General features: G+C 68.6%; 7 protein-coding genes and 1 pseudogene. All 8 read left to right on the plus strand.

The features are described from left to right. Positions 1-2,686 (plus strand): annotated as a pseudogene (locus tag EK403_RS15050) (hypothetical protein); the annotation flags it as partial. Next, a complete protein-coding gene (locus EK403_RS15055; protein ID WP_128778291.1) occupies positions 2,686-3,117 on the plus strand; it encodes a hypothetical protein in 432 nt (143 codons plus the stop codon). The pseudogene EK403_RS15050 and the gene EK403_RS15055, both read left to right, overlap by 1 nt. A 1-nt stretch (position 3,118) precedes the next feature. Next, positions 3,119-3,628: a hypothetical protein gene (locus EK403_RS15060; protein ID WP_128778292.1), complete on the plus strand. Its 510-nt coding sequence runs from the start codon at positions 3,119-3,121 to the stop codon at positions 3,626-3,628. Positions 3,629-3,633: 5 nt separating this feature from the next. Beyond that, positions 3,634-3,975: a hypothetical protein gene (locus tag EK403_RS15065; protein WP_128778293.1), complete on the plus strand. Its 342-nt coding sequence runs from the start codon at positions 3,634-3,636 to the stop codon at positions 3,973-3,975. Continuing rightward, positions 3,975-4,415, plus strand: a complete 441-nt coding sequence (locus tag EK403_RS15070) for an NlpC/P60 family protein (protein ID WP_128778294.1) — start codon at positions 3,975-3,977, stop codon at positions 4,413-4,415. The genes EK403_RS15065 and EK403_RS15070 overlap by 1 nt, the downstream gene beginning before the upstream one ends. Next, positions 4,405-7,767 carry a phage tail protein gene (locus EK403_RS15075; RefSeq protein ID WP_128778295.1) on the plus strand — a complete coding sequence of 1,121 codons (3,363 nt, stop codon included), beginning with the start codon at positions 4,405-4,407 and terminating at the stop codon, positions 7,765-7,767. Before EK403_RS15070 ends, EK403_RS15075 begins: the two co-directional genes overlap by 11 nt. A gap of 77 nt (positions 7,768-7,844) precedes the next feature. Continuing rightward, complete coding sequence (locus tag EK403_RS15080) at positions 7,845-11,357, plus strand: hypothetical protein (RefSeq protein ID WP_128778296.1); 3,513 nt, start codon at positions 7,845-7,847, stop codon at positions 11,355-11,357. Between the two features lie 12 nt (positions 11,358-11,369). Then, positions 11,370-12,173 carry a hypothetical protein gene (locus tag EK403_RS15085; protein ID WP_128778297.1) on the plus strand — a complete coding sequence of 268 codons (804 nt, stop codon included), beginning with the start codon at positions 11,370-11,372 and terminating at the stop codon, positions 12,171-12,173. Positions 12,174-12,276 lie beyond the last annotated feature (103 nt).

A 12,276-nucleotide genomic window follows, 5' to 3' on the forward strand; every position in this document is an offset into this window, starting at 1 on the left:
CCGCATCCTCGCCAAGGCGCTGGCCGAGGCCGCGACCGCCGAGGAGCGGGCCGCGATCGCGGTGGCGGCCTTCGGCCGGAGCGGGGTCGCGATGGGACGGGCCTTCGCGGAGGCGGGCGGCGACGTCGAGAAGATGGTGCGTCAGGCCAAGGATCTCGGCCTGCTGGTGCCCGAGGACGTGCTGCGGCGGACCGAGGAGCTCGGCGACAAGCTCGACGTCTCGGCCGCGATCATCAAGACGCAGCTGCTGGTCGCGGCGTCCGACCTCGTGCCGCTGATGAGCGATCTGGCGGGATGGGCTGCGACCTTCGCGAGCCATCTCGCCGAAGCCTACAAGGCGCTGTCTCTCGGGCCTCACCTGTTGGCGCAGATGGCGGCCGCGCCGCAGCCGATCGTCGGCGACGCCGTCACGCAGACGACGCAGGCGTTACAGACGCTGCGGAGCCAACTCGCGGAGGCGGAGCGCACCGGCAACGCCGCCGTCGCGGCCGACCTCCGCAAACGGGTCGAAGTCCTTCAGGCGCAGCTCGAACGGGAGCAGGAGGCGCAGCGGGAGCGCAATCGCGGCCTCGGCATGAACCGCGAGCCCCCGGCTCCGCCGGCCGTCCCGAGCGACGGAGACACGGCCCCCGCCGGCGTCCCGGTTCCCCGCGCGCGTCCCGAACCGACCGACGCCGAGACGAAGCGCGCCGACGCCGCCCGCGAGGCGCGCCGGCGCGAGGCCGAACGGGTCGAGCGCGAGGCGGCGCAGGTGCGCGCCGAGCTTGGCGACGTCTCCGGCCTCGTGGCGATCAAGAAGCGCGAGCTCGACGCCCTGGTCGAGCGCGGCGCGCTGACGACCGAACAGGCGACCGCCGCGCTGGAGAAATATCGTTCCGAGCAGTTGAAGGCGGTTTCGGCCGACACGGACGCCGCCCGGGCGCTGCGCGAGGCCGAACGGGTCGAGCGCGAGGCGGCGCAGGTGCGCGCCGAGCTTGGCGACGTCTCCGGCCTCGTCGCGCTCAAGCAGAAGGAGCTGAACGAGCTGGTCGCCAATGGCGCGATCAGCCAGGAAATGGCGACCGCCGCGCTCGCGAAATATCGCGACGAGGTCGAGAAGTCGAACGCGGCGACGCAGGCGCGCGCCTCCGCCTATTCGGGCCTCTCCCGGCTCTCTCAGCAGGGCGGCGACCTGCGCGGCCTCTATGACGAGGGCGCGACCGACATCGTCAACCGCCTGACCGACGACCTGATGAAGCTCGACGACACGGGCGGCAAGGTCGGGGCGACGCTGAAATCCATGGGCCTCTCGATCGCCGAGATGATCCAACGGATGATCTATGCTCGCCTCGTCGCGAAGCCGCTCGCCGACGCCTTCATGCAGCTCGGCGATAAGCTCTTCCCGCCGGCCCCGGGAGCGGTCGCGCCCACGCCCACGCCAGCGACGCCGGCCGGCGCGGTCGCGCTTGCGGGACCGGGCGCGATCGTCCGCGCGCCGCTGCCGAACCTGACGCCAGCGACGCCGGCTCCTGCGTCCGCCGCCTCGACGTCGCCGGCGCGCGTGGCGGAAAGCTGGTCGCAATTCGCCGCGACCTCGCCCGCCGATCCGAGCTACCGCGCCGACCTCGCGGGCGCGATCCGCCACCTCGAGGCGACGCGCGGCGTGCCAGCGGAGGACGCGGCGACGATCTTCTCCTACGAGACCGCCGGCACCTTCGACCCGTGGAAGAAGGGTCCGACGACGCGCTGGGGCGAGCATCGCGGCCTGTTCCAGGCCTCGCCCGACGTCCGGGCGAGGCACGGGATCTATCGCGGCATGCCGGTCGGCGAGCAGGTCCGCGCCTATGGGGACTATCTCGAGGATCGCGGCTGGCGACCCGGCATGGGCCTGATGGACCAGTATTCGACCGTCAACGCCGGCCGGCCGGGACTCTACAACCGCTCCGACGCCGCGGCCGGCGGGGCCTGGGGCACGGTCGCGGACAAGGTCAACTTCCAGATGGAGGACGACAAGGTCGCGGCCTCCCGGCTGCTGGCGGCGAACGACCGGCTCGCCGCGACCGCGACCGCGGCGAGCGACAAGATCACGACGCTCGGCTCGAGTTCGGGCGAGGCTGCGGGAGGCGTCTCGGGCTTCGCCCAGACGCTCGGCTCGGCGTTCCGTGCGGCGTCGGTCCCCCAGGTCGCCGCGCCGGCGGCCGGCGTCCCGGCCGGCGGCGCGCAGGGTGGCGGGCTGTTCTCCTGGCTGCTGTCGCTGTTCAGCTTCGCCGAGGGCGGCGTGATGGGTCCCGAAGGGTCGATGACGGTCGGCCGCTACGGCGCCGGCGGCGTCGCCTATGCGCGGATGTATTCCGAGTTCGGCGAGGGCGCGACCCCCGAGGCCTATGTGCCGCTCGCCGACGGACGGTCGATCCCGGTGCGGATCGCGCAGGAGCGCCAGGCGGAGCAGGGATTGCGGATCATGGCGTCGGACCTCGTCCGCCAGCCAGCTCAGGCTCCGGCCGGCGGCGATCTGAAGGTCGAGATCCACAACAACAACGGGTCGAGGGTGACGACGGAGCGGCAGGATGACGGCCGCGGCGGTCGGTCTCTGCGCGTCATGGTCGACGAGATGACGGCGGACGCCGTCAAGCGTCCGGGTTCGGCCACCAGCCAGGGGCTGAGGAGCAGTTTCGGCGCGCGGCCCGTCGTCAGGAAGTTCGGCTGATGACGCTTCCGCTCTGGCCCGCGGAGCTGCCGCAGAAGATGCGGGAGGAGGGCTTCAGGCGGGGCTACCCGGACCTCGTGCATGCGAGCCGCATGGCGTCCGGCGTCCACAAGACGCGCGCGCTCGCCTCCATGGGCGAGCAGCCCGTCCAGTGCATGATCCGCGTCGACCGCGGCGGCCTCGCGCGCTTCGACCGGTTCTTCTTCGAGGAGACCCGCAACGGCAATCTGCCCTTCCTGATCCGCGACCAGGTCTATGACGGGGTCGAACTCGCGGCCCCGGACGGGTCGGCGCTGATGGTCGACGACGACAGTGCGCTCGCGATCTCGGCCGTCTGGCTGGTGAGGTTCACGCCCGGCTCGCCGCCCGAGCAGGCGCAGCCCTCCGGGGTGTTCTTCCGCGTGCCTTTCTTCCTGACGATCCTGCCCTGACATGCCGAAGAAGCTGCCGCTCTACGCCGCGCGGGAGATGACCTCGCAGCACTCGGCCGCCGTGAAGGTCGGGCTGCTGACGATCACGCCCGTGGTCGGCGACCCGATCCTGCTTTGCACCGACGCCGCGGTCCGGCTGAGCGTCGACCCGCTGCGCTATGGGCTCGTCTCGCGCGGTCAGACCTACGATTACCTGCCGATGCGGGTCTCGCTGCCGGGCGTGAACATGAACGCGCTGCCGGCCGCCGCCATCGAGACCGACAATGTCGATCCGGCGGTCGTGGCGGCGGTGCGATCGTCGATCAACCGCGCCGCGCTCGACCTCGAAACAATCTTCACTACGCGGCCAGACGAGGTCGTCGAGTCGTGGCCCGGTCTCGAGGTCGTCGAGGCCACATGGGATGACGACGTCGCCTCGCTGAAGATCGGCTACCCGACGCTCGAGAACATCCCGCTCGTACGCCACCGGCTTACGGTCAATGTGAGCCCCGCGCTCCGGAACATGGGCTGACCATCATGAAGCTGTTCTACTTGGGCATGGCGCTCGGCGCCGTGGCGATCGCGCTCGCGCAGACGATCGTGCCGCATCTGATCTGGAACGATGCGGTGGCGGCTATCGCGATCGGCGCCGCCGGGTGGTTCTTCGCGGGCGACCCGTTCGAACCCGACGAGGTGACGGTCAACGTCTATGGCGCGCCGGCAGGAACAAGGGTCGTGAAGCGCGAAGGTGACGGCGGCCGGTCGATCGACGTCATCCTCGATGAGAAGGTCGGCGACGCGCTCCGTCGTCAGGGCTCAGCGACGTCACGCGAATTGCAGAAGGCCTTCGGCACGCCGTCCGGTTCGCCACGCCTCTGATGACAGCCTGGGCTCTCGACTATCGCGGCGTCCCGTTCGCCGAGGACGGATTCACGCGTGACGGTCTCTGCTGCCGCGGGCTCGTCTGGCTGGCGTTCCGCGAGGTCCAATCGATCGAGGTCGAGACGCATCGTGGGCGGCCGTCGTCCATGGAGCGCGCCGCCGCAGAGGCGCTGTTCCGCGGCGCGTTCGGTGTGGGGCCCTGGGTCGAGGTCGAGCGCGGCGCCGAGCGCGAATTCGACGTCGCCTGGTTCTACGAGATCCGCGAGCAGAGCATGACCGCGACCCATGTCGGCCTGGTGATCCGGCCCGGCCTGATGCTGCATGCGAGCCGCACCGCCGGCGTCGTCACGCCCGAGCCTTACGACAAGGGGCTGTGGTCCAAGCTGCTGATCGGCTTCCAGCGTCACGAGCTGCTGGCGGACCGTTATGCGGCTTGACGGTGGGCTGAAGGCGCCGCGCGCAGACGTGCGGGTGCTGAAGCGCGCCATGATCGACGGCAAGCGGACCGAAGGCGTCGATATCAAGGCGGGCTGCACGGTCGCCGAGGCCGTGGCGGCCCGCACGCCGCGGCTGACGGAGGCGGAGCGCGCCAGCCTGCGCGTCGTGCTGCATGGCCGCGACACGAGCGACGTCCTCGATCCGAAAGACTGGGGCCGGATCAGGCTGAAGCCGGGCGCATTCCTCGTCATCACCGACCCGCCGACCGGCGGCGGGCTACGCCAGATCCTCTCGATCGTCGTCTCGATCGCCGCGCTCGCCATCGCCGGGCCGCTGGGTGGTTTGCTCGGCGGCTTCTTTGCCACCTCGCTCGGCACCGGCCTGCTCGCCGCCGGTCTCGCGATGGCCGGCAACTTCCTCGTCAACCTGCTCGTCCCGCTCCGCAGCGACAGCGACAAGCAGTCGACCTTCAACACGCTGGAGGGGTGGAAGAACGTCCTCGACATCGGCGGCCCCGTCCCGCTGCCGACGGGCCTTCGGCATCGCTATGCGCCGAAGCCGCTCTTCACGCCCTACATCGACGTCGAGAACGACGACGTCTATCTCACCTGCGCCTTCATCTCCGGCTATTCGCCCTCGGCTTACTGGAACGAGAAGATCGGCGACCGGCTGCTGTCTCGCTTCGACAGCCGCTTCTACCAGATCGAGCGCCGCGGCTTCTGCGAGCTCGACGAAAACGGTGTGGTGATCGGAGAGCCCGACCACTCGCCCTTCACGCTGTGCCAAGAGACGGTGATCCAGAAGGGCCACGGGATCCGTCTGACCGAACGCGAGGCGGCGGCTGTCGAAGGGGACGATGGGCCGCTCTCCGAGCCGACGGTGCTGGAGACCGAGCCCGACACAGAGCGCTTCAAGGTCATCTTCAGCTTCCCCCAAGGGCTCAACCGCCGCGCGGGCAAGAAGAAGAAGCTGTCGCGGCAGAACTGCCGGGTGCGGATGCAAATCCGGCCGATCATGCCCGCGGGGGAGCCCGAAGAGGATTGGATACTGCTCCCCGACTTCTACCTCGAGCGGCAGGAGACGACCCCGTTCTTCTCCGAATATGAGCAGTCGGTTCCGGGGGCGCGGGGCGCCTATGAGATCGAGTTCCTTCGCACAAGCTCGGACGACGATGCGGACTCGAACTCCGTGGTCGAGATTGTCGCCCTGCAGTCGATTCTGCCGGAATACCCGATCAACCAGCCGGAGGACGCGCCCTTCGCCATGACGGCGATCCGGATCAAGGCCAGCAACCAACTGAAGGGCACGCTGGACGAGTTCAACGCCGAATACGCCTCGCTGATCGACGCCTGGGATCAGGAGACCGGGGCTTATCTGCCTCGGCGCGAGACCGGCAACCCGGCGGACATCCATCGCTGGCTCAAGACCATGCCGATGAACCTGAAGGCGGTCGCTCCGGAGCGGCTCGACCAGGACATGCTGGCGGACTGGCACGCGCACAACGTCGCCAACAACCTGACGTTCTCGAAGGTCTACGACGCGGTGGTCTCGGCCGACAGCGTGCAGCGTGACGTCTGCGCGGTCGGGCGGGCGGTTCCGATCGCCGACAAGCAGGGGCTCCACAGCGTCTCGATCGACCGGGCGAAAGACCCGCTCGCCGCCTATCCGCTGACCCCGCACAACACATGGGGCTATGAGGGCAGCCGCGACTACCGGGAGGGCGAATGGCACGGCTTCCGGATCAAGTTCCGGGACAGGACCAACGACTTCAAGACCGCGATCCGCGAGGTCGTCAGGCCGGACCTTCCGGAAGGCGTCGAGCCGGTCAATTTCGAGGAGATCGAACCGCCCGGCGTGACCGACCCGGCGCAAGCCTATGTCTGGGGCTACAAGCTCATCCTCGACATTCTGCACCGGCCCGACACGCACAATGTCATGCTCGACTGGGAAAGCCGGATGTTCGAGCACGGGCAGCTCGGCGCGCTGTCGCACCGGCTGATCCACGGCGCCCAGCAGAGCGGCAAGGTCGCTTACGTCGACGGGAACGCGGTCACGCTGACCGAAGCCATCACCATGGAGGCGGGCAAGCTCTACGGCGTGAAGTTCCGGCGCGTCGTGGTCGACGAGGACGGCAAGTCGGGCAAGACGATCGTGCTGGTCCGCCCCGTGCAGACCATGCCGGGCGAGACTCGGACCCTGCTGCTGACCGGCTCGGGCGATCTGCCGGAGATCGACGACCTCGCCTGGTTCGGCGAGACCTCCATGGAGGACCTGCTGCTCGTCGTGCAGGGGATCGAGCCGAACCAGGACTTCGAGGGCCGGCTGACGCTGGTCGACCAGGCGAACCACATCTTCGATATCCTCGACGATCTCGAGGTCCCGCCCTGGTCGTCACGCATTGGCTCGATCCTGCCCGACGATACGCGGCCGCCGCCGCCGCCCGTCATCAAGCGGGTCCTGTCGAGCGACAGCGTCTATGACGACGACGAGCCGATGCCGGTGTTTCCACGGCGCGTGGTGGTGTTCGCGGACCAGGGCGTCGGCCTGCCGAAGGCGACGCAGTTCAAGGTGCGGCACCGGCCGCAGGGGTCTTCGATCTGGGCCGAGACCGACTGGCGCGACTTCACCACGAACGCGCTGGCGATCGAGGGCGTCTACGCCAAGGGGGATCCGATCGAGCTTCAGCCGCTGGCGCGGACCCGGCTCGAGGTCGAGAGCCTCACATGGGGCGAGCTCGTCGAGCATGTCGTCGGTCAGGCCGATCCGGTCGGCCCCGTGGCGTCGAGCTTCAATGTCCAGCACCGGACCGAAAGCCAGCGGCTCCGCTTCTCCTGGGTCGCGCCGGCGCGGACCGACCGCGCGGTGATTTTCCTCGGGCCGTCCACCGCGACCTCGCTCGCCGACATGGAGCCGCTGCACGAAGGCTATCTGACGTGGTCGCCGACCGAGTTCGACGTGCCGGCGGCGGGCTCCTACAAGGCCGCGATCGTGCTGACCGACGAGGACGACGTCGTCGGCGAGCCGGTGTTCGAGGCGTTCGAGATCGAGGCGGAGGACGCTCCGATCGAGCCGCAGGATGTCTCGGCCACGATTGTCGGGACCACGGTCGAGCTCTCGGCGCGTGCCGCCAATGACGATGTGACCTGGCGGCTGATCTTCAAGCGCGGAACCACGGCGCAGAGCTTCGCGGCCGCGGCTCAGATCCTCAACGTCCGCTGCCTGCCCGGCGACGTTCGCGACTTCAACGATGTCGGGCTCGCGCCAGGAACCTACAAATACTGGTTCGCCTCGGCGAACAGCGAGGGCGCGCTCTGCGACAGCCCAGTCTCCCTGACCCGCACAGTCTCCTGACCGCTTGAGCCTTATCGCATCGATCGACCTGTTTAGCCCGCCGGCCTCGCTGCGCGGGCTTTTTGCTGGAGCGCCGCATGGGCACTGTACACTCGACCGATCTACAGAGTCTGTCCGCAGCCGACGATCTGCTCGGCCATCAGGACGTGGGAAGCGCGCGGCAGCTCGGCCGCGTATCCCGAGACGTGCTGGCGGCGCAGCTCGCAGGTTCGGGGCCGCTCGCGGACCGCATCAACGAGGTCGCCGTCGGCGGCGGCATTCTGGTCAAGCTGCTCTCCGAGCTCAATGCGATCGTCGCGCCGCCGCCGAACACGCCGGCGGAGATCAGGACCAATCCGCCCGGGGGCCCGAACGAGGGTCACTGGCGCAAGACAGGCGCCGTCGGCGTCGAGGGCTGGGAGTTCGTCGCGCCATTCGACAGCGCTCTCGAAGCTTCGCTCGGGCTTGTTCGCAGCCGCGCGCCCGTCGCTGTCGAGTGGGTCGGGATCGATACCTACGTCCCTGGCGTGACTGACACATCGAGCCGCGATCGCATCAAGATCACGTTTCCGCTCGACGACGATCGCACGGCGCAGCCTGGCACGAGTATCATTCTTAGGGTTCCAGACGGCGTCACCAACACTTACGGCAACCCGCGCATCGGCGTCGAGGCCGACGACGACTGGCGGCAGATGCGCCGGCATGACCTGACGTCCATTCAGGCGGGCGAGATCAAGCCTGGCGTCTATATCCTGACGGCCGTCGAGGATGTGAAGTTCCCCGGAGGCCGGGGCTACGTCTTCCCCAAAGGCACACTGCAGGCTGAAGAGGAAGGCGACTTCGGCGTCATTGACGCCAAGGCCGATGAAGCGCTGGCGCTTCGGACCGACGTCTGGGGGCTCAAGGAGCCCGGGCGGCCGGGCGGTGAGGGCCGCTGGAGCTACACGGCCGACTGGAGCGGCGTGAACCCAGAGCCGATCGCGCGTGGCATCGTCGTCCGCAGCCCGAAGGGGCTCGGGGATGTCCTGCTCCTGCGCGGCCTTGAGGCTGCAGGCGGCAAGATTGATCTGGTCCAAGGGCGACCGCAGGCTTTGGCGCCGGGCCAGATTTACTCCTTCGACGTGACGTTCGACCGCGTGGTAAATCCGTCCGGATCGGAGCCGGTCGAGGTCAGGCTTCAGCGCCTCGACGGCGACCTCGCGCCGCTCGGCGGCGGGCCGGTGCTGGTCGCGGCCTACAACCCTGTCTCGGCTGACGCGCCGAAGCGCGTGCGGGTCTATCTCGGGCTCGACGGCGTCGCATTCCCGACGCTCGGCCAGGATGAGGTCGCGTTCGCGGTCGCCAGCGGGACGGCCTTCGTCAGGGCCGGTCTCGTGCTCAACGGCACGACGCATCAGACCCATGTCGCGGAGCTGACCGAGATCCGGGGCGCCCCGGAGGCGACCAAAGCCCCGATCGTTCACAGTCATTCCGCCACCGACATCGACGACGCGACGGCGCTCGGCCGCAGCGTGCTCATGGCGGGCAGCGAGGCGGCGGCCCGAGCTGCGATCGGTGCGGCTTCGACGGACGCCGCCACCACGCTCGCGGCGGGCCTCATGTCCGGCGCCGACAAGACGAAGCTCGACGGCGTCGCGGCTGGCGCGACGGCGAACGACACTGACGCGAACCTCAAGAACCGGGCGAACCACACCGGCTCTCAGCCGATCTCGACGGTCACGGGCCTGCAGGCGGCTCTCGACGCGGAGGAAGATGCGCGGTTGACGGCCGTGACGGCGCTCGGGGAGGGACTCGCGGAAGAAATCTCGGAGAGAGAGACGGCGGATGACGCGCTGTGGGTTCGCGCGGGTCGCCTCGTGGTCGAACAAAGCGAGAGCCCCTGGGCGTTCACCATCCGTGACGCCGCGACCAGAAAGATCGTCTTTGCCCTCAACCGCAATACGGGTCAGGTCTTCGGCAAGCTCTCAGATTTGAGCGTCGACGCCCTCAACCTTCTGGCCAATGAGGGGTTCGCCGATGTCTCCGCCCGCGCATCGCGGATCACGCTCGGCGACAGCGACAGCGGGACACGTTTCGGACTGCGACAGTCGGACGGTTCCTACGTCGTGCGCGTCGGATGGGACAGCGTTCTCGAAGTCGTCGGTATGCGGGTAGGAACGCGCTCCGACGCGCCGGTTGAGACGATCGTCGGGCGTCGCAAGCGCCGCGGGCTGCCGGCGCAGTCCTATATCGGCGTCGAAAAGCTGACCGGGCACACACGGCTGCGGATCGCGGAGACCTCGCGCCCGCAACTCGCGCAGGACCTGATCGCGACGGGTCTGTTCGCCGGTGTCGGATCGGCTGCGGAGCCCGGCGGGCCGGTCGAGTTTCTGATGTCGGAAGGGGACTCCCGCAGCGTCGGCGGCTCGGGCAGCGCCGATGGCCAAGCCGCGGTCTACCCTGACGCGATCGATGAGCTCCTCGGTTTGATGTTCAACGTCGGCGCCTCGCCCAACGGCGACGTGGAGCGGCCGCCCTCCGAGTTCATATCGCTCGAACCGCTGCACGACAGCCTCAATCCCAACATCCCGGCTGTCGTCACGACGCAGCTCACGGGCGCACTCGCCTGGCGCCGCGCGCGGGACGTCGAGGCGGGGCGCATGAAGGCGACGACGCTGTCCTACTCCAACGGCTGCGGCGGCGCGACAATTCAGGACATTGGTCCTTCCGGCCCAAGGTTGTTTGAGAACGGCACGATCGCGACGCTGGCTGCGAAGCGGCTTGCCGCCGAGCGCAACCGCACCGTCGTCGCACCGTACGTCTTCCTGAAGCTCGGCATGAACAATCGTTCGACAGCTCAGGCGACGATCCGCTCGCTGATCGAGGCTCACATCGCGGAGCGCTCGACGCAGATCATGTCGATCTTGGGTCAGGCTGTTCCTCCTTATTTCATCCTCTCGCAGACCGAAACGCCGGCGCAGAACGCGGGGCTGGCGCGAAACCAGATCGCCATGGCGCAATACGAGGTCGCCGAGGCGAACCCAGGCGTCGTGCTTGGGATCTGTCCTTATTGGTTCAAGGATGATTTTGGCATGCCGGCGGACTCCGGGGAGGACCGGGTCCACAACTACAGCAAGGGCTACGCGCTGGAGGGCGAGTGGAACGCCGAGATCAAGCTCGCCGTCGATCTGGCGCGCGTCGCGGCCGATGACCCGGCGCTCCCCGCAGGCGACGTCTGGAAGGGAATTAAGCCGCAGAGCGTGACGCGCGTCGGCGCGGAGCTTCGGGTCTCGTTCTGGCCCAACCAGATCGTAGCACCGCTGGTGTTCGACACGACATGGTTCCCGGCCGCCGATGACTTCGGCATCCACCCCTACACGGCTGACCTCGCGAGCCGCCTGACGATCTCCGGCGCCGGCTGGGACATCGACGGCCTCGACCTAGTCTGCACGCTGTCGAGCGATCCCGGCGGTCCTGTGATGGTGACGGCCGGCTACACGCTGGGGGCCGGCGCCATCGACCGCTCCGGCACATGGATCAACCTCCGCGACAGCGCCGAAATCCCCACGGCGATCGTCCCTGGCGGCGTGCGGCCGCACTGGTCGCAGTGCTGGAAAATGCTCTCCAATTAAAGGACCTCGCCCATGACGAACGTTGCAATCGAGATCGACGGTGTCGGAAGCTTCGAAGGCTTCACCGACCCTGACTACACGGTGAGCATCGGGCAGAACGCCAAGGTGGTGGCGTGGCCCGAGGCCGACGCGTCGGCGATGACGCTGGTCGACGGCAAGATCAGCCAGATCGCCGATCGGTCGGACAACGGCCATCCGGCCGTTCAGGCGACGGCGGCCAACCGCCCGGTTGTCGGAGTCGACACGGTCAATGGCTGGCCCCTGGTCCAGTTCGGCACGACCGAATGGCTCGCCGTCGCAGACGGCCTCCCCCCCGGCGGCGCCTTCTCGGTCGGCATCCTGATGCTCCGCGACGCCGGGAGCACGCAGAACTTCCTGATGTCGTCGTCTGGCGGGACGTGGGTCTTCTCCATTCAGGTCACGACCGACAACCGCATCAGGCTCACCATCGGCGACGGGGCGGGAAGGTCGGCTCAGGCGCAGACTGCGGCGAGCTTCGTGAACGGCCAAGCGGTCTATCTCATCGCCGCCTTCGACCCGGTGGCCAAGCAGATCTGGCTGACGGTCGACGGCGGAGTGACATGGCTGTCGACGGCGACCTCGCCCAACCTCGGCACGTCGCCGGCGGTCTCCGCGACGCCGGACTGGACGTCGCTGCGTTGGGGCGCTGCCGACATCGCAGCGACTCTCGGGCTCAATGGTCAGGCGTCGGCGCCGCTCACGCTCAACGTCAACCTGCATGATCCGGCGCAGTCGGCGATGCTCGATCTGCTCGTCGAGTATGCGCAGACCCGCTCCCGGCTGTTGGTCGACTGATCTCGCCACGCGCCTCGCCGCCGCGCCATCATGTCCCGATTGTGCTTTTTTCCTCAAAGATGCAGGATTACCCCGCCTTCAACGGTGGCGGCGGGGGGGGGGG

The organism is Hansschlegelia zhihuaiae, from assembly GCF_004103825.1.
GTDB lineage: Bacteria > Pseudomonadota > Alphaproteobacteria > Rhizobiales > Methylopilaceae > Methylopila > Methylopila zhihuaiae.

Coding starts and splice junctions, on each gene's coding strand:
- EK403_RS15060 (WP_128778292.1), top strand. CDS start 3,119: ATGCCGAAGAAGCTGCCGCTCTACGCCGCGCGGGAGATGACCTCGCAG.
- EK403_RS15085 (WP_128778297.1), top strand. CDS start 11,370: ATGACGAACGTTGCAATCGAGATCGACGGTGTCGGAAGCTTCGAAGGC.
- EK403_RS15055 (WP_128778291.1), top strand. CDS start 2,686: ATGACGCTTCCGCTCTGGCCCGCGGAGCTGCCGCAGAAGATGCGGGAG.
- EK403_RS15065 (WP_128778293.1), top strand. CDS start 3,634: ATGAAGCTGTTCTACTTGGGCATGGCGCTCGGCGCCGTGGCGATCGCG.
- EK403_RS15075 (WP_128778295.1), top strand. CDS start 4,405: ATGCGGCTTGACGGTGGGCTGAAGGCGCCGCGCGCAGACGTGCGGGTG.
- EK403_RS15070 (WP_128778294.1), top strand. CDS start 3,975: ATGACAGCCTGGGCTCTCGACTATCGCGGCGTCCCGTTCGCCGAGGAC.
- EK403_RS15080 (WP_128778296.1), top strand. CDS start 7,845: ATGGGCACTGTACACTCGACCGATCTACAGAGTCTGTCCGCAGCCGAC.